Below are 24,102 nucleotides of genomic sequence, written 5' to 3' on the forward strand. Positions count from 1 at the left end.
AACCGCTCTCGGCTATCTTCCCCCCATATGAACGAAAACCGCAGCGCCCTCGTCGTAGACGACGAACGCGACATCCGCGAACTGCTGGTACTGACCCTGGGCCGCATGGGCCTGCGCATCAGTACCGCAGCCAATCTCGCCGAAGCGCGCGAGCTGCTGGCCAGCAACCCGTACGACCTGTGCATCACCGACATGCGGCTGCCCGACGGCAACGGCATCGAGCTGGTCACCGAGATCGCCCAGAACTACCCGCGCACCCCGGTGGCCATGATCACCGCCTTCGGCAGCATGGACCTGGCGGTGGAAGCGCTGAAGGCCGGCGCGTTCGACTTCGTCAGCAAGCCGGTGGACATCGCCGTGCTGCGCGGCCTGGTCAAGCACGCGCTGGAACTCAACAACACCGAGCGCCCCGCCCCCGCCCCGCTCACCAGCGACACCACCGCCCGCCTGCTCGGCGAATCGGCCGCGATGGACGGCCTGCGCGCCACCATCAGCAAGGTCGCGCGCAGCCAGGCGCCGGTGTACATCCTGGGCGAATCGGGCGTGGGCAAGGAGCTGGTGGCACGCACCATCCACGACCAGAGCGCACGTGCCCCGGGCCCGTTCGTGCCGGTCAACTGCGGCGCCATTCCGTCCGAGCTGATGGAAAGCGAATTCTTCGGCCACAAGAAGGGCAGCTTCAGCGGCGCGCATGCCGACAAGCCCGGCCTGTTCCAGGCCGCGCATGGCGGCACCCTGTTCCTGGACGAAGTGGCCGAACTGCCGCTGCAGATGCAGGTGAAGCTGCTGCGCGCCATCCAGGAGAAGTCGATCCGCCCGGTGGGTTCGGCCACGGAAGTGGCGGTGGACGTGCGCATTCTTTCGGCCACGCACAAAGACCTGGGCGACCTGGTGGAAGACGGGCGCTTCCGGCACGACCTGTATTACCGCATCAACGTGATCGAACTGCGCGTGCCGCCGCTGCGCGAGCGTCGCAGCGATCTGCCGCAGCTGGCCGCTTCGATCCTTGCCCGCCTGGCGCGTACGCATGGCCGCCCTACCCCGCTGCTGGCGCCCTCGGCGCTGGAAGCGATGGGCACGTATCACTTCCCCGGCAACGTGCGCGAGCTGGAGAACATCCTGGAGCGTGCGCTGGCGTTGGCCGAGGGTGACAGCATCGGCGCCGGCGATCTACGCCTGCCGCAGCCGGGCGCTGCGCGGCAGACCGGTGCGGCGGTTGCGCACCATGAAGAAGCCGTGGTGGATCTGCCCGCGGGCAGTGGCGCGCTGCCTTCGTACATCGAGCAGATGGAACGTACTGCGATCCAGAAGGCGCTGGAAGAGAACCGCTGGAACAAGACCAAGACGGCCGCGCAGCTGGGGATTACGTTCCGGGCGTTGCGGTACAAGTTGAAAAAGTTGGGGATGGATTGAGGGAAGCGGCGGTGTGTTGCGCCGCCACGCACCGCGGATGACACGCATGGCGTGTCACTACCCCTGCCACGGTCGAACCGCGTAGCGACACGCCATGCGTGTCCCACGCACCGCCCGACCCCCGCGCAAACCCACCGCCATCGCACCACCCGACACCCCGCTGGACACGCGCGGCGTGTTTTTTCACCTCAAAACGCATGACGTGTACAACCCGTCCTGACCGCAACTCCGTCGCACTTCCGCAAAAACCCGTGCCGCTAGCGTCACGTGTTAGGCAATGCCTATCGAAACCCGCAAAACCAACAGAAACAATCAACTAGTCATCCAAGGCATCGCCACGCAAGGTGTGCCACGGAGCTTCAAATCTCCAAGTGTGAGCAAAATTATGGAAGTCCCATGTCGGGAGGGTGGCTAATACAAGACCCCTCAACGGGGGAAATACTCCACGCCGCATGCTCACACGCGGATTTGAACCTCCCGGCTCCCTTGCCCTACCGGCAAGGGAGATTTCCCCTTGGAGGACCGCCATGCACATATCACGCCACACCCCCATGTTTCCCGAGCTCGGCATGCCCACGGCCGAACAACCGCGCCACTACACCGTGCGTGCGCACACCTACCCCTGGATGGACACCTTCGACGGCGGCCTCGTGCCCTGCATAGCCGCACACGGCAGCTGGTTGTACAACGCGGGGTTCAAGCCTGGCGCAAGGGTAACCGTGCAGGCAGTCGAGGGCCGGCTGATCTTCGACCTGGTGGACCCACCCAAAGAGCCCCGCCTGCGCCGCTGCAACGCGTTCGAAAAATACATCGCGGACCGCTACGAACCCAAGCCGGGACATGTCATCCACTACGAACACCCGGGTGTACTCGTCCGCGAGCACATCCTCGCCCCCATGGGCGCCTCAACCCAGGACTTCGCCCATGCCATCGGCGTCTCACAGGACTTGGCCGAATGCTTCTTGGCCGGCGACTACGACGTAGACATGGACCTGGCCGAGCGGCTAGCCCCCTTCGCCAGCACCTCGCAGTGGTTCTGGTGGGAGCTGCAGCAGAAGTACCTCGCCCCCCGGTAACGTCGGGCTCAACCGGTCACCGCACACCCGGGCCGCATCCCGCGAGGTAGAGCCGGGCCCTGCCCGGCTGCTCTGCGGGAGCCGATCACCTACCGCAGCCAGCGAAGTGTCCAGCGAAGACGGATCAAAGCCGTCCACCTCTACCGTCAGTAGAAGATCATACGAAGAGCCGGGACTGAAGAATGACCTTACGGCAAGAGACTCACCTACTCGCGAACCAAATGCGGACCGTGGTTGGAGTGGCACGACACCCAGTCATTCTCTGCGTCAGAGGCGTACGTGCGCAGCACCGCTACAAACGCAAGAAGCCCCGCCGGGGATCCAGTGACGTTCCAGTGTTTGGCGCAATGGTTCAGGTCGTAGTAGAAACCGAGCTTCATCCAATCAGCCCCGTACCAATCATCTGAGAACTTCTTCATACGTATGACGTTCCGCGACTCAGGTAATGATCATCCACCAACGACAGCACTTCCCGCCCCTGCGCGCCTTCACCGCCGGCCAAGCTGCCTCAGGTCAAGGCCCTATCTGCGACGAATGAGAACAAGGTCCTGATCAGGGACAGGGTAATGGACCAGCCCGGCATCGGGCGAGATGACCAATGTGCCCGCCGACAGGTATGACCAGTCTTCGACCAGGTAACCCTGTGAGTACTCCCCGGTATCGATTACCGCAACGACACTCCCTGCCATCTCTCCCCCAAGACTGACGTGATCTCCGAGTAAGACTTCTTGGCCATCGTAATACTTCATACAAACCCCTCAAATGGCAAGGTGACTGATCGGAGCCACTCCGCAGGTGGGGAAGAGACATAAGCACCAGCTGGCTGCCAGAAGCACCGACGACTGCTTCGATTCTGATACCAGTGTCGCCAGGCAGGCGCCGGCAGTAGCGAGACTGACCTGGCGGAAGACCACAGCAAGGCAGAGCCCGGATCCACCCGGCCCATCTACCGCAGCCTGTGTACCACCACAGAGCCCGCCAGCCATGTACCCATCTAGCGGGTCATGAACTTGCTGCAAACAATCAACGCTATCAACCACGCAACGACGGGGTAGACTCCGCTCCAGACTTCATCTGCTGCATCGAGACCTGCGACTGCCAGCACAACAAGGAAGGCAATCAAGAGAGCAGCAAATGCCATTGCGCTCGCCGCGAACACCACGACCGAGTACGCCTTGAGTTTCGCCACGCGGCTCCGGACACGCTCCACATTCGCCCCTTTCAATCAGCGCCAAGAAAATGCTGAATCAAAGGCACGAATCCGATCGCAAGCAACAGCAGGACAAAAACTCCGAGCGAAGCCACGTGAACGAAAGAAACCACCGTGATCAGCTTCGACGCACCCCGCTCTTTCATCACGGCAATGCTCCCATGGAAGCCATCCCGCGCAACTGTCAGATCGCGCGTCGGCATGACGGGAAGCGAAGCCATGACCATCTCGCCGGCCGTTCGATTTAACTCTCGCCTGGCCAGAAAAACAACCCATGATCGACTGATCATATGAGCGACCATACTGTAGAAGAGTCCGGGCACGAGTTCATCCATGACTGCTACGTTACACGCTTGCACCCGATCAAGGGAGGGGTGCCATCGAGGTTCGAAACCCTCCACCAGCGGTCAGCCGATCCGCGAATTCTTCTCCGACTCCCTCTTCTTGGCTCTTCGCCGCCTGATCAGATAGACCGGCCAAAATAGAACCACCCATGTAATGAGCGTGTACTGGTTGATCCGATAGATGGCAAGCTGACCGTCGATGAACACCGGACCAAACGCGAAGTACCCGATCATCAACACGTACGAAATGAAGAGTGACTGGAACAACGAGACGAGAACTTCCTTGATGGTCTTCATTGCAACTCCTGGAGTATTCGTTGAAACAGCTGAACCTCATCGCCCGCACGAACACATGACGCCAGCTGCTTCGGATTGACCCTGCCTTCTGCACGCCTCCCGCTCAAAGCCCTATTCCGTCCTATCCAAACTTCCTCAGCATCACCTGCTCAGCAACGACCTCTACAAAGCCTTCCCTGCAGTAAATCCAGACGATCCCGCCCTTCACGTTCACGCGCAAGGATGCAATGTTCCCGAACCGGACCGAATCCCTCATGGCAGCGACGTCCAATCTCAGATTGCAGGACTTCACTCCGTAGAAGGATAGAACTGCAGGAACGAGGTCAGACGATAGATCACCAACGCGCATCAGGACATGAGCCGTCACCATCCCTAGTGCCGGCAATATGCCTACATGCTGCAGAAACCCAAAATCGAAGTCTACGTCGTACAGCGCTTTATAGTCCGAAAGCAGGACGGGCATCGACTCGCCGGAGTCACTGTCATCTAAAGGCGTCGAATCCCCCAGCGTCAGATTCGTCGCGCCTGCTTCCAGCATCCCTCCTGTCACGTAGGCACGAAAGAGGCCGCTCGCGTAGTAGTGACCATCCTGCACGTTACCTGGCCAGGCGTTGTCCAGCATCTCTGCGAAGTTGAACGACGCAAAGAACGAGTGCAGCCCCTGACAGGTGATCACTACCCGCTCGCCCTTCGGCATCTGGCCGCCAGATCCCTCAACCTCAACCGTGCACACCAGCCGATCAAGCGCGAGTTGGACAGACGTCAGCGCCGTGTCGTGGAGCGCAACGCCCTTCAGAGGATTCCCGGCTTGCCCAGCAACCATAATTCCTCACTCCCAATCAGCAAAAGCTAAGTTACCTACAGCGCTATCGACCATCTGGACCCTATGTGCAGAATCCCGGTGTCCACCGAACATTGCGTGCAAGCTTGAATCTTAATCTAACCGCCGCCCTCCGCCTCCGGGAACACCCTGTCGTCGCCGAACTCCCTGCACAACGCCTGCCTGACCAACCCAGTAACTGCGTACCAGGATGTGTTCGAATGAGAGTCCACTCCATTGGGATAGGACGTCTCCAGCAGATGAAGTGTCTCTGCCCTGGGCATCTTTCGCCTTTCCTCTACAAGGATGGAGCGACGGTGCTTCTTCATCAGTAGTCGAAACTGCTTGAGATTTTCTACACCGAACCCGCGCAACTGGTTGATGACGCCTGAAACGTCAAAGCTCCCATAGTCATTGCGTCTACGGAACAGCGACAGCACGACTCTCCGTAGGGCCGGCGGGTCCAGCGCTTGCAGATCTTTCCTCGCCCTTGCATTCGATCGCCTCATATCCTTCCCCTTCCTACGGCCCGCAAGCCTGTCGCACACTTCTCGAGATGTTCGCATGGGCCAAGCCAAAGGTACGCCAGAATGGCACCCCGGTAGAGCCGGGCTCTGCCCGGCTGCCTCGACGGATCAAGTCACATAACGATCAGAATCCAAAGGCTCAAAGCCGCACCCTTCCGACGAGACCAGAGCCCCCCCCTCTACCAAGACGGCGCGGCAACAGCCCTGATATGCGCCCACAACGCATCGGCCATACCGTTCCGCCAAGTCGCCCCGAGTACCTTCCTAAACTGCTGGTCGCGCCTGCAGGTTGCTTCAATACGGTCTACAAACCGCTCACCGTGAGCAACCAACAGGTCTTCTAGGGGCCCAGCAGCCAGATTGGAAAGAATCAGGTCGCTTCCATCCAGCCGCCGGATCTCCTCAATCATCTCCCACGCCTTCTCCGGATCCTCGAGGACCAGCTCATGGGCACTGCAGAATGCCCAAAACAGCGCTTCGCGTTCCGGCGACGCCTCTGCAAGGCGATGAAGCGCTATCCAGGCAGCAGCGATCTCGCCAATGCCCCGCTCTTCAATGGCCATGTTCGCCCTGTTCATCGTCACCAAGCCCTACGCCCGCTCGGGCAACGAACTCAATTTCATCATCGAGCTCCGGGTAGTGGACCATACCAGCGCCCGCGGTTTCGATCATCACGCCGCTCGACAGAAAGCCACCGCCCACCAATTCTTCCTTGGTAAGCCAGCCTTCGTAGCCGCTCAGGCACTCCCACTGGTCGTAATCGCAGACCACGATGCCCTTATCACCCTCAAGAAGAACGAAGTCTCCGATGCGAATCCTGCGACCATTGCTCACGTAGTTCACAGCACCCTCCAAGCAACTGAGACGTGCATCCACAGGGCGCACCGACTTCCATCCCCTACGGATTCGACACCGCACCACATGGGCCTCGAACGAACGGGCACTCTGTTCACAGCTGGAAAGTAGCAGACCGGAACGTGCATCCGCGTGCGTCCCTGACCTTCAGGCCAAGCCTTCCCTTTCCTGCAGGAACTCCAAGGCTACCTCATTCCCGGCCGCCGCAGCTTTGCGAATCAGCCGCAGCCCCTCTTCCTCGTCCTTGGCAACGCCCATTCCACGGAGGAGCGCGAAACCGTACTCGTACTCGCCTGGTGGGTAGCCGTGAGCTGCGGCGGGAGCCATGAAGCTCATGGCGAGGCCCGGATCCAACCGAACCCTGTCTCCGAACAGGTGGTACATGCCCAGGGTGAACTGCGCGGGCGCATACCCTTTGCCTGCTGCCTCAGCCAAGAGGCGCAGGTGGCGCGCCTCGAACTCGCTGTTGTCCTCGCCGGGGTAACTCGACATCGACGACAGGTAGATAGCCTCAGGGTTGCCTGACTCGACCAACGGTGCCAGTAGTAGCGAAACACTTTGCCAGTCGTTGGACGCTACCAGGCGATCATACTCACCGGTCAGATCGGTAGGGAGGTTACTCGTCAGACTATTCACTCTCACGACCTCTAGCCTTCTGGCGCCGGCCAACGCCTTTGGAACGCAGATGCCGGCGCGCAGTCACGAACAGGACAAATGCGGCGCCGGAGACTACCCACGCCCCACCAATGACCCGATGAGCCGCGACTTCGCCGAATAGGAGCCGAAGTGCACTATTCATCTGGCAGTCCGCCCTGCAGGGCACTGCTTCTGGAGGCACGCCCGTCATCATGAGCAGGGTAGTTCGGCATAGGGTCGCATATCCTTCTGTCGGAAGGTGTCGTGAGTTGCCCATCCAAGAAACACCGAACGTCACACGTATGGATCAAAGTCCAACGATGCACCGCACGACGCAATAGCTTGAATCAGTTCAGCGGGAAGATAGAGGGCTGCATGGATGCCGCGTTCACTGGAGAGACGAACGCCAACCTGCGGGTCCCACAATGCAATGTCTTCCCCCACCTGTTGAGTCGCGCCGGCGATTGCCTCAGCTACAGTGGCTTGTAGATCGTCTAGCGTGTACCACTGACGACTCAAACGAGAGAGGACAACCTCCTTTCCAGAGGTAGGCGAGTCGCCAACAAAAACTACGACGAGTTCCGGCCGTGCTACGGACTCCCCTCGATATGCTTCTTGTGCCTCGTCTTCCTCGATTATTGTGGCAACGGAGCAATGGTCGAAGTCCAAGGAGGCGGAGGCGTACGCTATCTGACGAATCCTCGCTGCGGAAAGGTTAAGGCAAGGCCTGAGCCCCTCGTCGCTCCGGACACGAACTTTAAGGCGTGGGCTAAGCGTTCGCAGCCCGTCTGCCAGAGTTGCGACAGCGTTCCCAAGTACGCACCCAACCAACGACGCCACATTCTCAATCGTGTATTTGTCGCTGTCCATCTGGGCGATGATTACTTCCTGATCACTAGCTGGATGAGTCCCGAGTAACTCTACGAGCACCTCATGACTATTCACTTCCATCGGTAGTTTGTCTCCTCGACTACAGCCCCCCTACATCCCATACGCTTGACAACTATACGCCCGTCGTCGCAACCACATAGATCGTAGAAGGAGATACCCTTGTTGGTCCCGAGCCAATCCTCTTTAACCGCGTGCCCATCAATTCCTGCACGCCGCAGCAATGCCGTATCAAGCTTTTTGTCGCACCGCTCACCATCCTCCGGGCAGAAGGCTTCACCAGCGGCTCTTCCGGCCTTCTGACCTGCAATTCCCCCGACGAATCCACCCGCTGCAGCCCCCGAAAGTCCGCCTGCACCCGCACAAACCAAGGCGCCAGGCCCGGTGACACTACATGCGGCCCCACCACCTGCGGCACCGAGATTGCCACCAAGAACTGCTCCTCCGAGTGTCCCGCAGACCACTCCTACAACCTCTGCCGCAACTACGCACCGCTTGTTTTTCTCGAGTCCGAGCGGATCAGCGAAGCTCAGCGGGGCTGAGCCAACGTATGCATATGTACTCGGGCCACCTTGCAAGCCAATGGGATCACTTTGTGAATAGCGCCCCGACTTGGCCTCGTAGTCTCTGAAATAGTTGTAGCTCAGCCCTGACGTCAACTCGTATCGCTGCCCAGGAAAGCGAAGGTCGAACGTCACCGCTATTCCATTCTGATCAGGATCCTCGGACGGGGCGGCTGATCCGAACGCCTCAGCCAGCATGCTCCAACTCCAAACTGCCACATCACGCTGCGGATCGATTACAGCGCGTGGCGAACCCAGATGGTCGGATTCGATGTAGAGGATTCTTCCGGCTTGTAACAGCCCCACCGGCCGCGATCCGAGCCATACGACCTGCTGGGCAGGGGCACCGCTCTCTGCATATCTGCCCAACCACTCACCACCCTGCCCATGCAGGTGCAGCGCTCTTTCAGCGCCCGCCTGCTGCAGGACACGCTGTCTAGCGGCGTTGTGGCGGTAGGTGGCCTGCACGGAAGCCGCATCGGTCGAACTACTCAGCTGACCAGCAAGGTCATAGGCGTACTGCCACTCACTCCCGATTGTCAGGGTATTGCCCGCTGTATCGTACGTGCGAGTAGCTCCATGCACTGACGTTAAGCGGTGACTATCAGCCGCGTAGACATACAACTGGGTTCCCGCCGAGTTGGCAAAGCTCAGCCGATTGCCAGTAGCGTCATAACTGTACTGCTCAATCGCCACGCCAGTCCGCGCGTCCTTGAACGCAGTCAGGCGCCCCAGTGCGTCATAGTCCAGCGTCGCACCCTGCCCTTGCTGACCCACATCGGTCAGCGAGGTCATGTTGCCCACCGGATCGAACCCAAACGCAACATTCAGCCCATCGCGCGCGTCGCTGATGGCGACCGGGCGATAGTCCTGGTCGTAGCTGCGATCCAGCCGGCGACCATTGCCGAAGGTCCAGGTCGTCACCGGGCCGAAAGGCAGCGTCTTCAGGCCCTGCAGCAGTACTTCGCGGCTACCACCGGCCGGGGTGACCCCCATGCTGATGACCTGGCCAAGCGCATCGTAGCCATAGTCGACCAGACTGCCGTCCGGGTAGGTCATGGACTGCAGTCGGCCAGAGGCCTCGTAGGCATAGCGCAGCGTCAACGCCTGCCCGTCCGTAACCTGCACGCGGCGGACAAGATCGCCCATGAGGTTGTAGCAGTAGTCCGTGCGGCCGCTGGGGTCGATCATGCTGGCGAGCCGGCCCACGCCTGCACGCTCGCCTTCAGTGCATTGGCTGGAAGGCTGGTCGTAGACGTAGTGGATGTCGGCTGCGGGGTCGATGAAGGTTACCGCCGTGGTGCGCCCGAGTGCGTCGTAGCTGTAGCTCGCCGTTACCCCGCGCGCATCCGTCCGGCTCAGCACGTTGCCCGCGCTGTCGTAGGTGAAGGTTGTCGTTCCGGTGTCTGGGCTGACCTGGGTCAGGACGTCGCCGAATCCGTTTCGGGCGTAGGTAGTCTTCAAACCCTTGGGATCGCTGACCTCCACCACGTTGCCTTCTGCGTCGTACTTGAACCCCGTCTCGGCGCCGATGCCACCCACGTCCTGCAGGGTGCGCTTGAGGCGGTTGAGCGAGTCGTACTCCTGCTGAGTCACGTGGCCCAGCGGCGACGTTACCGAGACCTGATTCCCCACAGCGTCATAGGTGAAGTCAGTAGGGTTTGCCTGCCCGTCGGCCAGCGTCACCAGTTGGCTCAGCCCGTTGTACACGCGGGACTGCGTGCGGGTCACCTGTCCGTCGGGGCCTCGGTAGGATTCATGTATCCGGTTGCCAGCGGCATCCAGAGTGTATTGGATAGTGTTGCCCGCTCCATCGCCCACCTTGATCAACCGCTGCGCGGCGTCGTACTCGTAGCTGGCCACGCTTCCGTCCGGGCTAGTTACGCGACTTACCTGGCCCGTGGGCAGGTACTCCATGGCCGTAACGCGATCGTCCGCAGTAGAGGCGTCATCTGCCCCCTTCACCGTAGTGGACGCCAGCCAGCCACGCGGCGTGTACTGATACTCGGTCACGACCCCATTGGGGTCCATCACCAGCTGAGGGCGGCCGTCTCCGTTGTAGGCCAGCACCTCGGTGATGATGCCGAGCGGCTGGATGGTCTTCCAGAGGTCGCCCTTTCGATAGATGCAGGCAGCGCCACCGGAGGCACAACCAGGTGCGTCCTCCGGGTAGTACGTGTAGGTCACGATGTCTGCAGTACCCGGCAGGGGGCCATCCACAGACAGCAGCAGGCCAAGCACCGGGCAGCCCATCTGCGGGTTGATCTGCTCGCAGTAGGTGTTGGTAGTGGTGCGGCTCGCACCGGCCGGCGTGACCGTGGTTTCCTGGACTACCTGCCCGCGCGCGTTGTGCACCCAGGTCTGGGTGCTCGCACTGCTTACGCGCTTTACGATCTGGTTGGTGTCGCGGCGCCGCCATACTTCGGTGACTGTTGCTTCGGCGCGGTTACTGGCTTCGGTTTCGCGCTTGATGACTACTTCGCCCAGCACAGGATCAGTGAGGTCCTGATAGGTGAAAAGATCAATCCGGCCGGAGCGGTGTGCATGCGATTTTACGCGGCGCCGGAAATCGGAACCTGTTCCTGAGTAAGGAGCATACGTCCACGACTCGGTGCCGGCCTGCGTGGTGATCGAGGCGATCTTGCGATATGGATCTGCACCCGTGAATGTGATCCGCTCAACAGCGCCGAGCGCATTGGTATGCACGGTGGCGCCGTCGGATTGGTACTGGAAGTCGGCCTTCTGCGCCATGCCGGCGTGTTCGGATGAGGTGGCCAGGCCGTCTGCGTTGTAGGTGTAGGTGGCGTATCTGGTGCCCGTCTCGTCCTCGATGCCCGTCAGGGCATAGTTGTAGGCGGGATGCTCGTACAGGTAGTGACGTGCTGATCCGTCGCGGTAAGTGGCGCTTACCAGCCTGTCCTGCCCGTCGTAGCCGTACGTTACTAGCGGGCCATTCTGATCCTGGATGTACGCCAGGTCGGACTCCCCGGAGCCAAGAGCGCTCGAGTAGCCGAACTGAATGCTCCGACCGCTGGAGTGCTTTACGCGGGCGATGCGCTTTCGGTCGTCGAACTCGATGTCAATGGTATCGCCGGCAAAGCGTTCGACTCGATACAAACGACCAGAACCGTTGAAGCGGTAGAGGCCATCCTCCAGAGATAGGATGGTGTCAGCGCCGCTTGTGCGAAGTGTTGCGCCAGAACCATCGATGGCTTGGCGGGACATGAAGCCAACCATGGCGCCACTTGGATACAGAACAACCGACCGAGTTGCAACCGCGCCGTAGAGCCTCATGTTCAGGCTATGGGTCCAGTATCGGCCAAGCCCACCTTCGGCCTGATGTGACGAGTTCAGAGTCCGATAGAAATCAAGCCATCCGGTCGAAAAATCACTCTCTCGCTGAACCTTGCTCCCACTGGTGACGCTCACAGGATTGCCGCGCTTATCGCACGGATCACATGGAGGCAACTTGGTGGATGCGTACGCGATATTGTTAGCTACACACTCTCCCCCGCTGTAGGCCATACGTGGAGGACACTCGACCGTTCGCCTCTTAAAGTGCTGCAGCGTCCAAGTTTTAGAGCAACCTGAGCCTTCAGCGGCCTCGGCCTTCAAATTCAGATTGTATGCAGTTGGAATTCCATAGCTCGACTGGGACAACCACCAGTCTTTGACCACTTCGATGGAGGTGAAACCGCATTTTGGATGCTGAGAATTGAGATTGGCCAAGGCGCTGGCCAGAGCAGCCTCCTCAGACGAGAATGGGGAGCCAACGGCATATTGCCCGCTATAGGCCCATTCGCTGATGTTTAGGGGTCGGGGCTTGGCCTTGTACCCATAGCTCACTTTGTCTCCCGCCGCTGATACCGAGACCGATTCAATTACTTCAGCGAGCGCGTATCGCCCGCCCAGAGCACGGATCGCAGCCAATGCGGCAGACTCGCTAGGAAACGTTCCGGAATGTCCGGTTGCCGTCCATTCCTGCGGAGCTTGAGCATGTGCTGACACCACGAAGCCCACTGAAGCCAGCATGGCCAGCACCATGCGAATCGGAGCGGAGAACAACGCCCGGCGCAGCGCCACATTCGCAGAGGCGATCAAGTAGCCCATATTCCATGTGACTGCAGTTTGCATACCTAAATCCATTTAGGGCGACATAGGTTCGGTGTCGCATTCCGTTCGCTCATCTGACCACTGGCACGGATGATGGCATTCGCCGGTGAAACAGTACTGAACTAACCTCACGAAATCAGAGGCCCCGCAGTGCAGGGCCCCTGGTTCGTTGAAGCTTGAGGTCGCCCGCCTGGTCAGTCCTTGGTAACGCGATTGATCTCGGCCAGGCTGGTAGTACCCGCAGCCGCCTTCACCAGCGCCGACTGGCGCAGGTCATTGATCCCCGCCCGCTGCGCCGCCTCGGCGATCTGGATGGCATTGCCCCCTTCCAGCACGATCACCGCGATTTCCTCGCTCATCGGCATGACCTGGTAGATACCGGTACGGCCCTTGTAACCCTCGGTGCACTCTTCGCAGCCCACCGGCTCGTAGAGGTTGATACCCGCATCCAGCTGGGCCTGGGTGAAGCCTTCGGCCAACAGCGCGTTGTCCGGCAGGTTCGCCGGGCGCTTGCAGTTGCTGCACAGGCGACGTGCCAGGCGCTGGGCGATGACCAGGGTTACCGAGCTGGTGATGTTGAACGGGGCGATGCCCATGTTCATCAGACGCGCGATCGTCTGCGGGCCGTCGTTGGTGTGCAGAGTCGACAGCACCATGTGACCGGTCTGCGCGGCCTTGACCGCGATCTCAGCGGTTTCCAGATCTCGGATTTCGCCGACCATGATCACATCCGGATCCTGTCGCAGGAACGAACGCAGGGCCGCCGCGAAGGTCATACCGCGCTTCACGTTCTGCTGCACCTGGTTCACACCGGGCAGTCGAATTTCGACCGGATCCTCGGCCGTGGAAATATTGCGGGTTTCGTCGTTGAGGATGCCCAGCGCGGTGTACAGCGACACCGTCTTACCCGAACCGGTCGGGCCGGTGACCAGCACCATGCCGTACGGCTTGTGGATGGCGTCCAGGAACAACTTCTGCTGCTCGGGCTCGTAGCCCAGCTTGTCGATACCCAGCTTGGCGGCACTGCCGTCCAGGATACGCAGCACCACCTTCTCACCGAATAGGGTCGGCAGCGTGCTGACACGGAAGTCGATCTGCTTGGTCTTGGACAGGTTGAGCTTGATGCGTCCGTCCTGCGGAACTCGCTTTTCCGCGATATCCAGCTGGGACATGACCTTCAGGCGGGCCGCGATACGCTGATTAAGCTTGACCGGGGCCTTGGCCACGTTCTTGAGCAGGCCATCGATACGGAAGCGGACCCGGTAGTCGTCCTCGTAGGGCTCGAAGTGGATGTCCGAGGCGCCCTTGCGGATTGCGTCGACCAGCACCTTGTTGACGAACTTAACCACCGGGGTGTCGTCGCCCTTCGCGTCTACGCCCGATTCGGTGGTAGCGCCGTCCTCGTCGCCAATGGAGACATCCAAGTCACCCATTCCCTCGTCGTCACCGCCGAGCGAACCGCCCAGTGTGTCGTGCTTGGATTGCCACTGTTCAAGGGTGCGCCTGATCTGGTCTTCATCGACCAAGATCGGCTCTACCACCAGATTAGTGTGGAACTTGATCTCGTCCAGCGAATGGGTTGGGTCGCTGGTCCCTACGAAAAGCTTGCCGCCGCGCTTGAACAGCGGCAGCACGTGATGCTTACGAAGTAACTCCTCGCTGACCAGGCTGATCGCACTCTGCGCGCTATCGAAGACATTGACATCCAACAGCGGCATGCCGAACTCGAGCGCATTGGCCGCCGCAAGTTGCGCTGGAGTGACCAGCTTCTTTTCGGCGAACCACTGGGGCAACGGCTGCTTGGCAGCAGTGGCTTTGGCCATCGCATCACGCGCGGCAGCCTCTTCCAAGGCGCCGTCCTGAACCAAGCGACGGGCGATGCCGGTGATCCCCACTAGATTGGCCGTTTGTGCGTTCACGATAGTTCCTTTGCGGTCTTCGTTAAAGGTATCTCAGCGCGCCCAGGCTTGCACGCCTTGGTCGCACAGGATCAACGATAAAAAAAGGGGCCCCGCTTGCGCAGGACCCCTTCAGTCGTCAAGTGATACCGGGCCCTTGGGCCTCAGCGTCGAACTTGTCGATTAACCGCGGCACTCGGCCGGCAGGTACTTATCGTCGCTGGCAGACTCGCAAACCCAAGTGATGCCGGCAGCTGCCAGGTCAGGGGTGTAGGTCAGAACCACGTCCGCAGCCTTGGCGGTGCCGGTCACGGTGATCACGCCATCAGCACACTCAAGGGACTGGGTGTTGGTGGTAGCCGTAGCGAACACAGCAACCCCACGGCAGGCATTGGCATTGATTTCGTTCTCATTGGCAATGTTCTCGCCAATGGTGGCCTTTGCACCCGAAGCCAACACAGCCATTTCCGAGACGCGCGAACGGATGGTGTAGTCCTGGTAAGCCGGCAGTGCGATGGCGGCCAGGATGGCGATGATCGCGACAACGATCATCAGTTCGATGAGGGTAAAGCCCTGCTGCTTCTTCATGTGTACATCCCCTAGAGGTAAGTAATAAGCGAACACCGGTGCGAGGCCTGGCCGGCGGACCGGCTGAGCAAGGCTGACGCCCGTGCGGGTGGTTGATAGCAGGTTGCGTGCCAAGTGCTCAGCAATGCTCCCCAGCATTTCCCCGGCGCAATGATGGCAGCAATCTTGAGAATTGGAACCCCTTCGGCAACAAAGTGCGACTTGACCGGCATTGTGACCCTCTGCGTCACCTTGTGACGGATCCAGACCCTGCCACAGGTCACGGATTGCCGTGCAAGAGGGATGCCACTCCGGCCCGGAACCGGCTACCATTCGGCGAGAAGCCCGCCTGGGGATGGCGCGGCCGGGGAGCCTTACATGTCTGTCAGCCGTAGTGCGATCAAGAAAGAGCCCGTGGCGCGTAGCACCATGGAGATGCAGCCGTTTGTCTGGGAGGGGACCGACAAGCGGGGTGTGAAGATGAAGGGCGAGCAGGTGGCAAAGAATGCCAACATGCTGCGCGCCGAGCTGCGTCGTCAGGGCATCATGCCTGGCGTAGTCAAACCAAAGCCCAAACCTTTGTTCGGGGCGGCCGGTAAGGTCGTGGGACCGAAGGACATTTCATTCTTCAGCCGCCAGATGGCGACCATGATGAAGTCCGGCGTTCCGATCGTGAGCGCCTTGGAGATCATCGGCAGCGGGCACAAGAATCCTCGCATGAAGAAGCTCGTGGACGGTATCCGCACTGATATCGAGGGCGGCTCGTCGTTGTATGAGGCTATCAGCAAGTACCCGGTACAGTTCGACGAGTTGTACCGCAACCTTGTCCGAGCGGGCGAAGGAGCGGGTGTTCTTGAGACGGTGCTGGATACTGTTGCGACCTATAAAGAAAACATCGAAGCTCTGAAGGGCAAGATCAAGAAGGCCCTTTTTTATCCGGCCATGGTGGTAGCTGTCGCGATCATCGTCAGCGCAATCTTGTTGATCTTCGTGGTGCCTCAGTTTGAAGAGGTTTTCTCAGGCTTTGGTGCCGAGCTACCTGCCTTCACTCAGATGATTGTTAGCCTCTCGCGGTTTACGGTGTCCTACTGGTGGTTGATGGGTCTGATGGTCGGCGGTGCGATCTTCGGATTTTTGTTCGCCTACAAACGCTCGCCTAGGATGCAGCACACCATGGATCGCCTGATCCTAAAGGTGCCGGTCATCGGCGAGATCATGAACAACAGCGCCATTGCCCGCTTCGCCCGTACCACCGCCGTGACTTTCAAGGCGGGTGTGCCGCTGGTGGAAGCCCTGGGCATCGTGGCTGGCGCCACCGGCAACAAGGTGTACGAAGAAGCCGTGCTGCGCATGCGCGACGACGTGTCGGTCGGCTACCCGGTCAATATGGCCATGAAGCAGGTCAATCGCTTCCCGCACATGGTCATCCAGATGACCGCCATCGGCGAAGAGGCCGGCGCGCTCGACACCATGCTGTTCAAGGTGGCCGAGTACTATGAGCAGGAGGTCAACAATGCCGTGGACGCCCTGAGCAGCCTGCTGGAACCGATGATCATGGTGTTCATTGGTACCATTGTCGGCGGCATGGTGATCGGCATGTACCTGCCCATCTTCAAACTCGGCGCCGTCGTCGGCTAAGGTAAACATGGCATTTCTTGACCAGCATCCCGGCCTCGGCTATCCCGCCGCGGCCGCACTGGGGCTGTTGATCGGCAGCTTCCTCAACGTCGTCATCCTGCGCCTGCCCAAGCGGCTGGAGTGGCAGTGGAAGCGTGACGCCCGCGAGGTGCTGGAGCTGCCGGACATCTACGAGCCACCACCGCCCGGGATCGTGGTCGAGCCTTCGCACTGCCCGCATTGCAAGCACAAGCTGTCCTGGTACGAGAACATCCCGCTGTTCAGCTGGCTGGCCCTGCGCGGCAAGTGCCGTCATTGCCATGCACCGATCTCCAAGCAGTACCCGCTGGTGGAGCTGGTCACCTCGCTGTTGGTGGTGGCCAGCGTCTGGCAGTTCGGGTTTGGCTGGCAGGGCTTTGGCGCGATCGTGCTGAGCTGCTTCCTGGTGGCCCTCTCCGGAATCGACCTGCGCACCCAGCTGCTACCCGACCAGCTCACCCTGCCGCTGATGTGGCTGGGGCTGATAGGCAGCATCGACAACCTGTACATGCCGGCCAAACCGGCATTGCTGGGGGCGATTGCGGGATACCTGTCGCTCTGGACCGTGTGGTGGCTGTTCAAGCAGATCACCGGCAAGGAAGGCATGGGCCACGGCGATTTCAAGCTGTTGGCGGCGCTGGGCGCCTGGTGTGGCTTGAAGGGCATCCTGCCGATCATCCTGCTGTCGTCGGTGATCGGGGCGATCTTGGGCTCGATCTGGCTGTACTCGCGGGGCCGCGACCACGCCACGCCGATCCCGTTCGGGCCGTACCTGGCCATTGCGGGCTGGATCGTGTTCATGTGGGGGGAGCCGTTGATCGAGGCCTACCTGCGGATGTCCGGCCTGCGCTGAGGACACCCCGATGAGGGCACGGCGATGAGCCAGTTCGTGGTGGGATTGACCGGCGGCGTGGCCGCCGGCAAGAGCGAAGTTAGCCGCCGGTTCGAGGCGCTGGGCATCGTGGTGGCCGATGCGGATGTGGCCGCCCGCGCGGTGGTGGCGCCCGGCAGTGAGGGGCTGGCGCGGATCGTTGATCATTTTGGTTCCGGGATCCTGCTGGCCGATGGCCAGCTGGATCGTGCTGCGTTGCGCGAGCGGATTTTTGCTTCGGCGCAGGAGCGGCAGGCGCTGGAGGCGATCACCCACCCTGCCATCCGGGAGCTGCTGCGGCGGACCTGTGAGGAGGCGACCAGCCCCTACGCGATCGCTGCCATTCCGCTGCTGACTGAAGCCGGTGGCCGGCAGCACTACCCGTGGTTGAACCGGATCCTGGTGGTGGATGCGCCGGTGGCGGTGCAGCATGCGCGATTGATGCTGCGCGATGGTTCAACGGCCGAGCTGGCGGATCGGATGATCGCGGCGCAGGCCAGCCGCGAGGAGCGGTTGGCGTTGGCCGATGATGTGGTGGTGAATGATGGGCACCCGGAGCAGTTGCAGGCCGAGGTGGAGCGGTTGGATGCGGTGTATCGGGGATTCGCGGGGTAGAGCCTCGCCCTGCGTGGCTGGGCGCGGTGTCCAGCGAAGTGCAGCCACGCAGGGCGTGGCTCTACCGTGGTGGGATCACGCGGGTGCGAACGTCAGCGTCGCAACCACGCCACGCTCTTCGCCCGGCCTTACATTCACCTGCCAGCCGTACAGGTCGCACAGGCGGCTGACGATTGAGAGGCCGATGCCGCCGCCCTGCGAGTGGCCTGCATGGGTGCCCCTGTAGCCCCGCTGGAACAGCTTGGCCGCGTCTTCTGCGCTCAGGCCGGGGCCGCTGTCGATTACTTCCACCCGGTTGTCGGTGACGCGCACGCGTACCGAGCCTTCCTGCGAGTACTTCACGGCGTTGCCGATCAGGTTGCCCAGGGCCACGGAAAGCGCGGATTCGGGGGCGTCGATGACCAGTTCGCGGTCGCCCTCCAGGATGAGTTCGAGCGGCTTGCCGCCCAGCTGGGCGCGGTGGGCGTCGAGCAGCTGCTCGGCGACGCGGGCGACATTGCTGCTGCCCTGCCCGCGCTCGTTGCGCGAGAGCAGCAGCAGCGAGCCGATCAAGTCGGTGCACTGCTGTTCGGCGCGCTGGATGCGCTGCAGGCGCTGCAGCACCTTGGGGTCCAGGTCGGGCCGGGTCAGCAGCAGCTCGGTGGCGCCGCGGATCACCGCCAGCGGGGTACGCAGTTCGTGGCTGACGTCGGCATTGAATTCGCGGTCGCGCTGGACCACTTCGGTCAGGCGCGCGGAGTAGTCGTCCAGGGCCTGGGCCAGCTGGCCCACTTCGTCGTCGGGGAAGCGCGGGGCCAAAGGCTCCGGATCGCTGGTACCACCCCGATACGCGCGCAGTCGCGCGGCCAGGTCCGAGACCGGTTTCATCACCTTCGAGGCCGACCACCAGCCCAGCACCAGCGACAAGGCGCTGAACACCAGTACCGAGAAGAACAGCGCGCGGTTCAACTGGCCTTCGCCCTTGAGGCTTTCGGTCATGTCGTAGGCAAGGAAGAACCAGGCCTCAGGGGTCTTGCGTACGGCAAGCTTGTAGGAGAAGCGCTCGCCATGCTCGTCCACGCCGCCGAGGCTGTGGATGCCGTCCTTGAACTCGTACCAGTCCGGCTCTTCCAGGCGCAGCGCTTCGAACTTGTCGGGCCCCACGATGCGCGCGCGCATCTGCTGCACCGGCAGGTCGGGATTCTTGCTGGGATCTTCGAAGAACCGGTGCGCGTATTCGTTGATGTTGCGGTTCATCACGTCTTCGACCAGCTGGTTCTCCACGCGCGCGCGGGCCATGTTGGTGGCGAAGGCGAACAGTGCCGTCAGGCAGAAGCCCAACAGCACGAACGAGACGATGATGCGGCTGCGCAGCCGGCGCCGGTACGGCGCGCGGCGGCGGTTCCCCCTGTCGCTCACCGGATCAGACTTCCGGGGCGGCGATGCGGTATCCGATGCCATGGCGGGTCTGGATCAACGGAACCTCGAACGGCTTGTCCACCACGGCGCGCAGGCCATGGATATGCACGCGCAGCGAGTCGGAATCGGGCAGCTCTTCGCCCCACACGCGGGTTTCCAGCTCCTGCCGGGTGACCACGGCCGGTGCGGCTTCCATCAGCGCCTGCAGGATCTTCAGGGCGGTGGGGTTGAGCTGCAGCAGCTTGCCCTGGCGGCGAACCTCCAGGGTGTCCAGGTTGTATTCCAGGTCACCGGTTTCCAGCACGCGGGTCTGCACGCCCTTGCCGCGTCGCGACAGGGCGTTCAGACGCACTTCCACTTCCTGCAGCGCGAACGGCTTGATCAGGTAGTCGTCGGCACCGGAGTCGAAACCGGCCAGCTTGTTGTCCAGCGAATCCCGTGCGGTCAGCATCAGCACCGGGGTCTGCTTGCGCGCTTCATTGCGAAGCTTGCGGCAGACTTCGATGCCGTCCATGCCCGGCAGATTGAGATCCAGCACGATCGCGTCGAACTCGTGCACAACCGCCAGGTGCAGGCCGGTTACGCCGTCGGCCGCGAAGTCCACGGTATGGCCGCGGTCTTCGAGGTAGTCGCCCAGGTTGGCGGCGATGTCGCTGTTGTCTTCAATTACAAGAATTCGCATGTGACCTCTAGAAGTCGGTGAGTTTGCCACCGCCGCGCTGGACCTTACTCATGTCGCGCTCGGCACTGGCTTTGTCGCGTTCGCGCTGGGCAACGGTCCTGCACTGCGTCGTGGCGCGATTGGAACCGGTTGTCTTTTCGCGCGTACAGATCTGACGGCTATCTTCGCGCGCCTGCGTCAAAACCGTGTTCACAATTTGTTGGTCGTTGTACAGCTCGATCTTGGCTGCCTCGGAAATTCCGTTCTGGCTCGGATACTGGTCGAGCACGCCACGCATGCGCCCCAAGGCTTCGCGGACCCTGCTGCGGTCTTCCAGGCGCAGCTCGGAATAGGTCTTTCCGTCGTTCATTTCCATCTCGATGCGCTGCATCTGCTCGGCAAGCGGCTTGCCCGGAGCGAACACCTCGTCCTTGGCGGCAGCCTGCGCGGTACCGAGTGCCAGCAGGAGGACCGCGGTTCCGGCGGCCAGAATCATACGTTTCATTGCAACCAATCCTTAGTTTTACTGAACGGAACCCCGAATGTATCCCCGCTGCCTTTACCTCAGCAAGTGAGCCAAGGCAGGGATGGAAAAAGGCCCAGGCGGATCCCGCCTGGGCCTGAAGTCATTCCCGATTACCGTTATCTGCTGAGGAGGGCAGAGCTGCGGTCCGTTGAAGCCTACGCGGGGGGCGATTAAACCGGTGTTAAAACCGGCCACGCGCCCACAACTAATTTTCAATGCCTTGATTTTACTGGCTTTTTAATGGCAGCCACCTGCCCTGCCACGTGTTCGATGATGCGCCCGGCAAGGTCGTCCTGGTTGATGCCTTCGATGCCCTCAAGGCCCGGGGTGGAGTTCACCTCCAGTACCAACGGGCCTCGGCTGGAGCGGATCAGGTCGACCCCGGCGACGCCCAGCCCCAGCGCCTTCGCCGAGCGCACGGCCACCTGCTGCTCGGCGCGGGTGGCCTTGGCTGCGCGGGCGCTGCCGCCGGCATGCAGATTCGAGCGGAAGTCGCCTTCCGGCGCCTGGCGCTGCATGGCCGCCACCACGTGGTCGCCCACCACCAGGCAGCGCAGGTCCGCGCCCTGGGCTTCGCCGATGAATTCCTGCATCAGGAAGTTGGCGTACAGCCCACGCAGGGCCTCGACGATGCCGCGCGAGGCGCTGGCCTTCTCGGTCAGGATCACCCCCCTGCCCTGGGTGCCCTCGTTGAGCTTCACCACGTGCGGCGGCGGGCCGAGCATGGACAGCAGGTCCACGGTGTCGTCGGGGTTGTCGCCGAACACGGTGACCGGCATGTCGATGCCCTTGGAGGCCAGGATCTGGTGCGCGCGCAGCTTGTCGCGGGCCCGCAGGATGGCGTCGGAGGGATTAGGGGTGACCGCCCCCATCATCTCGAACTGGCGCAGCACGGCGGTGCCGTAGCGCGTGATGGAGGCGCCAATCCGCGGAATCACCGCGTCCACCCCGGTGATGGGCCGCCCCTTGTAGTGGAGGGTGAAGCCGTTGGCGGCAATGCGCATGTAGCAGCGCAGCGGGTCCAGTACCCGCACGGTATGCCCCCGCGACCGCGCCGCGTCCACCAACCGCCGCGTGGAGTACAGCTTGCTGTTGCGGGAAAGGATGGCCAGTTTCATCGCAGCTTCGGGGGTGGGGAAAGACGCGAAGCATAGCGTGCGGCGTGGAAGATCGGATGAGGTCGGAAAATGGCCTTTCAGGCAGCCGCAGACGCCTTGCACCGGGCGAACGCCGCCGCAAGGTGACTGTCGATGTTGTCGAGCTCGCTGATGACCTCAACTGCCAGCGCAACCAGGTCTTCCCGGCTCTTCGGCTGGGCAAGGGCGTACAGATCAAAGTTCAGGTGGACGCTGTTCATCATCTTCTCCAGGGGTGCTCAAGGATTACGGGTGGGGTCATACCGCTCAGAACTTGGACTGGCTTCTCAGCTCAGACATGATGTTCTCGAACTCCGCCTTGTTGCCTTGGTCCAACGCCAGGCTGAGGCTCTTCATTTTTAGAATGCACTGCTTCGAGTTGATGGCATTGCGCTGCTCGTCGAACTCCAACTTGCCACTCTCGAGGAACCTGGTAAGTGCAAAATCAATGAACGCCAGTCCAGTCAACACGTCAGCCAGCGTTGGATTCAAGTTCTCGTTGAACTGAAAAAAGCCAAACGCTTTGTGTGCATCGATCAACGTGTTGACCTGCCCGACAACCTGAGACCAGATTGTCCCGATCAAATCACTGAGATCGCTAGTGGCCGGCGCGCCTGATCCATCGCTCATGAGTCTTCTCCACACCATCGCGCACAGCGTGGCGGAGTACTGCAAGCGAATCGAGAGGGAAATCCGACAAAAGGAGTCGCAGCGAGGAGGACCCACCCGCACGTCTGAAAACACAGGGAAGAAAAGGTCCCAAACAGCCCCCTTTAGTAAAGGGGGCGCGCCGACAGGCGCGGGGTTGTGGAGGCATGGCCGCCACGCTCCATGGTTTGCCTTGCAAACCGTGGAGCGGGTGAAGGGAACAAGTCCCAAACCCGCCTAACCCATTGATTCTGCACAAAAGGAGCAGGTCGGCGGGCTAGAAAACGATACCTGAAACGATACCTGCGCAGCCTAGCAGGGTCGTGGGTCGTCACTCAAGAACGGAGTGACGCCATGAATCGTTTTGCCGTTGGGACCCTTCTCGCTGCCACCGTGTCGCTGCTCCCGTTCCACGCGTCAGCGGCCCCGCCCCAGCCCGTCGGGGAGTTCGTCAGCGAACCGGGGGAAGCCTTGAACGATTTCCTCCTCCGGATTGCCCCCGCACTGGACCAGCACACCCGCGAAAGCGGTCACGAAGTCTGCGGCATGGTGGCCCAGTCGGCAGGCAGCGAGCGGTTTGGCGTTCGCTTGGGGAGCACCAAAGGCGCGATGACCTGTTCAATGAGCCGGAGCAACGTGCCGGATGGGATGCATGCCCTGAACGTCTCCATCCACTCCCACCCGCATACTCGCTCTGTCTTCCCCACCTCCGCAGACGTATCGTTCTACGCGGAGAATCCTATGGTTTCGGGCCGCATGGTGAAGCGGGGCAGGCCTGAAAAGGTAGGTGGGGCCTATTTCTCCGGAGGCGACTACGCCGCCGGCCCGGGTTACCTCGTTGCGGAGGGCCAGGTGCTTTACCAAGAAGGCAAGGGCACCGAGCGCAACCTGGGCAACTTCACCTTGACCCCGGGCCTACTGGCGCAGACCAACTAAGCCGACCGCAATGCAACAAAAAGCCCCGCATTTGCGGGGCTTTCTGATGCCTAAATCAAGGCAGGACGCGGTAGTAAAACGCAACGTTGCCGCGTATGACGGAGCCGCTGTCTGTAGACGCGCTACCCCTGAACTCAAACTCCACGCGCTTGCCGTTGAAGTTCACCGTCTGATTGCTGGCGGTGAATGACGTTGGGCTGCCAGGACGCGCCGTGTTGCTGCTGCTACCCCCGCCTGCGACGGTAGCCGTTGCTCCGTTGTAGGTGATTTCCAAGCTACCGTTGCCGCGCACCGGCCCCCAGGAACTGGACCAATCCGAGCTTTGCCCGGCGAGATACGTCCAGTTGGCGGATTCGACCAACGTCAACCGGCCGACAGTCCCATAAGCGTTGGCCACGGACAGGTTCACGAAGCCGGAGGTGACTACCAGGCCCTGCGTGGCGCACGT

25 protein-coding genes are annotated in these 24,102 nt (G+C 61.3%); 6 read left to right on the top strand and 19 right to left on the bottom strand.

Annotated elements, in window-relative coordinates:
• Window positions 1-27: 27 nt before the first annotated feature.
• On the top strand, window positions 28-1,413 hold the full coding sequence (locus HGB51_RS06635; protein WP_171966763.1) for a sigma-54-dependent transcriptional regulator: 1,386 nt from the start codon (window positions 28-30) through the stop codon (window positions 1,411-1,413).
• 527 nt (window positions 1,414-1,940) lie between these two features.
• Window positions 1,941-2,489, top strand: a complete 549-nt coding sequence (locus HGB51_RS06640) for a hypothetical protein (protein ID WP_070207514.1) — start codon at window positions 1,941-1,943, stop codon at window positions 2,487-2,489.
• Between the two features lie 206 nt (window positions 2,490-2,695).
• Here HGB51_RS06640 and HGB51_RS06645 read toward each other — a convergent pair whose 3' ends face one another.
• From HGB51_RS06645 to HGB51_RS06700, 12 genes are all read right to left on the bottom strand, one after another.
• Window positions 2,696-2,908: a hypothetical protein gene (locus HGB51_RS06645; RefSeq protein ID WP_070207513.1), complete on the bottom strand. Its 213-nt coding sequence runs from the start codon at window positions 2,906-2,908 to the stop codon at window positions 2,696-2,698.
• A gap of 575 nt (window positions 2,909-3,483) precedes the next feature.
• On the bottom strand, window positions 3,484-3,678 hold the full coding sequence (locus HGB51_RS06650; protein ID WP_141739101.1) for a hypothetical protein: 195 nt from the start codon (window positions 3,676-3,678) through the stop codon (window positions 3,484-3,486).
• Window positions 3,679-3,710: 32 nt separating this feature from the next.
• Window positions 3,711-4,034 carry a hypothetical protein gene (locus HGB51_RS06655; RefSeq protein ID WP_070207510.1) on the bottom strand — a complete coding sequence of 108 codons (324 nt, stop codon included), beginning with the start codon at window positions 4,032-4,034 and terminating at the stop codon, window positions 3,711-3,713.
• A gap of 72 nt (window positions 4,035-4,106) precedes the next feature.
• Window positions 4,107-4,340: a hypothetical protein gene (locus HGB51_RS06660; RefSeq protein WP_070207509.1), complete on the bottom strand. Its 234-nt coding sequence runs from the start codon at window positions 4,338-4,340 to the stop codon at window positions 4,107-4,109.
• A 121-nt stretch (window positions 4,341-4,461) separates the two neighbouring features.
• Window positions 4,462-5,163 carry a hypothetical protein gene (locus HGB51_RS06665; protein WP_070207508.1) on the bottom strand — a complete coding sequence of 234 codons (702 nt, stop codon included), beginning with the start codon at window positions 5,161-5,163 and terminating at the stop codon, window positions 4,462-4,464.
• Between the two features lie 703 nt (window positions 5,164-5,866).
• Window positions 5,867-6,250, bottom strand: coding sequence for a DUF6869 domain-containing protein (locus HGB51_RS06670; RefSeq protein WP_070207506.1), 384 nt, complete (start codon window positions 6,248-6,250; stop codon window positions 5,867-5,869).
• Complete coding sequence (locus HGB51_RS06675) at window positions 6,240-6,530, bottom strand: hypothetical protein (RefSeq protein WP_141739100.1); 291 nt, start codon at window positions 6,528-6,530, stop codon at window positions 6,240-6,242. Before HGB51_RS06675 ends, HGB51_RS06670 begins: the two co-directional genes overlap by 11 nt.
• Window positions 6,531-6,689: 159 nt before the next feature.
• The gene (locus HGB51_RS06680; protein ID WP_141739099.1) at window positions 6,690-7,178 is read right to left on the bottom strand and encodes a tetratricopeptide repeat protein; all 489 of its coding nucleotides are present in this window, start codon (window positions 7,176-7,178) and stop codon (window positions 6,690-6,692) included.
• A 294-nt stretch (window positions 7,179-7,472) separates the two neighbouring features.
• Window positions 7,473-8,129 (bottom strand): hypothetical protein, encoded by a 657-nt coding sequence (locus HGB51_RS06685; protein ID WP_070207503.1) that lies wholly within the window; start codon window positions 8,127-8,129, stop codon window positions 7,473-7,475.
• Window positions 8,120-12,763: an RHS repeat-associated core domain-containing protein gene (locus HGB51_RS06690; protein ID WP_171966764.1), complete on the bottom strand. Its 4,644-nt coding sequence runs from the start codon at window positions 12,761-12,763 to the stop codon at window positions 8,120-8,122. The genes HGB51_RS06685 and HGB51_RS06690 overlap by 10 nt, the downstream gene beginning before the upstream one ends.
• A gap of 173 nt (window positions 12,764-12,936) precedes the next feature.
• Entirely contained in the window at window positions 12,937-14,661 is a 1,725-nt protein-coding gene (gene pilB, locus HGB51_RS06695; protein WP_070207501.1) for a type IV-A pilus assembly ATPase PilB, read from the bottom strand.
• Window positions 14,662-14,823: 162 nt separating this feature from the next.
• Window positions 14,824-15,228, bottom strand: a complete 405-nt coding sequence (locus HGB51_RS06700; RefSeq protein WP_070207500.1) for a pilin — start codon at window positions 15,226-15,228, stop codon at window positions 14,824-14,826.
• Window positions 15,229-15,585: 357 nt separating this feature from the next.
• On the opposite strand from HGB51_RS06700, the gene HGB51_RS06705 reads away from it, so the two are divergent.
• From HGB51_RS06705 to coaE, 3 genes are read left to right on the top strand one after another with little or no spacing between them, the layout of a single operon-like run.
• Window positions 15,586-16,845, top strand: a complete 1,260-nt coding sequence (locus HGB51_RS06705; protein ID WP_070207499.1) for a type II secretion system F family protein — start codon at window positions 15,586-15,588, stop codon at window positions 16,843-16,845.
• 7 nt (window positions 16,846-16,852) lie between these two features.
• Window positions 16,853-17,716, top strand: coding sequence for a prepilin peptidase (locus tag HGB51_RS06710; protein WP_070207498.1), 864 nt, complete (start codon window positions 16,853-16,855; stop codon window positions 17,714-17,716).
• Between the two features lie 24 nt (window positions 17,717-17,740).
• Entirely contained in the window at window positions 17,741-18,349 is a 609-nt protein-coding gene (coaE, locus tag HGB51_RS06715; protein WP_070207497.1) for a dephospho-CoA kinase, read from the top strand.
• A gap of 75 nt (window positions 18,350-18,424) precedes the next feature.
• On the opposite strand, the gene HGB51_RS06720 is transcribed toward coaE, so the two are convergent.
• From HGB51_RS06720 to HGB51_RS06745, 6 genes are all read right to left on the bottom strand, one after another.
• Window positions 18,425-19,789: a sensor histidine kinase gene (locus HGB51_RS06720; RefSeq protein WP_070207496.1), complete on the bottom strand. Its 1,365-nt coding sequence runs from the start codon at window positions 19,787-19,789 to the stop codon at window positions 18,425-18,427.
• Window positions 19,752-20,429, bottom strand: a complete 678-nt coding sequence (locus HGB51_RS06725) for a response regulator transcription factor (protein ID WP_070207495.1) — start codon at window positions 20,427-20,429, stop codon at window positions 19,752-19,754. Before HGB51_RS06725 ends, HGB51_RS06720 begins: the two co-directional genes overlap by 38 nt.
• A 7-nt stretch (window positions 20,430-20,436) precedes the next feature.
• Window positions 20,437-20,913, bottom strand: a complete 477-nt coding sequence (locus HGB51_RS06730; protein WP_070207494.1) for a hypothetical protein — start codon at window positions 20,911-20,913, stop codon at window positions 20,437-20,439.
• Between the two features lie 233 nt (window positions 20,914-21,146).
• Window positions 21,147-22,052: a 30S ribosomal protein S6--L-glutamate ligase gene (gene rimK / locus HGB51_RS06735; RefSeq protein ID WP_070207493.1), complete on the bottom strand. Its 906-nt coding sequence runs from the start codon at window positions 22,050-22,052 to the stop codon at window positions 21,147-21,149.
• A gap of 77 nt (window positions 22,053-22,129) precedes the next feature.
• The gene (locus tag HGB51_RS06740) at window positions 22,130-22,291 is read right to left on the bottom strand and encodes a hypothetical protein (RefSeq protein ID WP_171966765.1); all 162 of its coding nucleotides are present in this window, start codon (window positions 22,289-22,291) and stop codon (window positions 22,130-22,132) included.
• Window positions 22,292-22,337: 46 nt separating this feature from the next.
• Entirely contained in the window at window positions 22,338-22,700 is a 363-nt protein-coding gene (locus HGB51_RS06745) for a hypothetical protein (RefSeq protein ID WP_070207517.1), read from the bottom strand.
• Window positions 22,701-23,072: 372 nt separating this feature from the next.
• Between HGB51_RS06745 and HGB51_RS06750 the strand changes: the two genes are divergently transcribed.
• Window positions 23,073-23,654, top strand: coding sequence for a hypothetical protein (locus tag HGB51_RS06750; protein WP_070207492.1), 582 nt, complete (start codon window positions 23,073-23,075; stop codon window positions 23,652-23,654).
• Window positions 23,655-23,709: 55 nt separating this feature from the next.
• Here HGB51_RS06750 and HGB51_RS20275 read toward each other — a convergent pair whose 3' ends face one another.
• Complete coding sequence (locus HGB51_RS20275; RefSeq protein ID WP_246233549.1) at window positions 23,710-24,051, bottom strand: hypothetical protein; 342 nt, start codon at window positions 24,049-24,051, stop codon at window positions 23,710-23,712.
• Window positions 24,052-24,102 lie beyond the last annotated feature (51 nt).

The organism is Stenotrophomonas bentonitica (assembly GCF_013185915.1).
Classification (GTDB): Bacteria; Pseudomonadota; Gammaproteobacteria; order Xanthomonadales; family Xanthomonadaceae; genus Stenotrophomonas; species Stenotrophomonas bentonitica.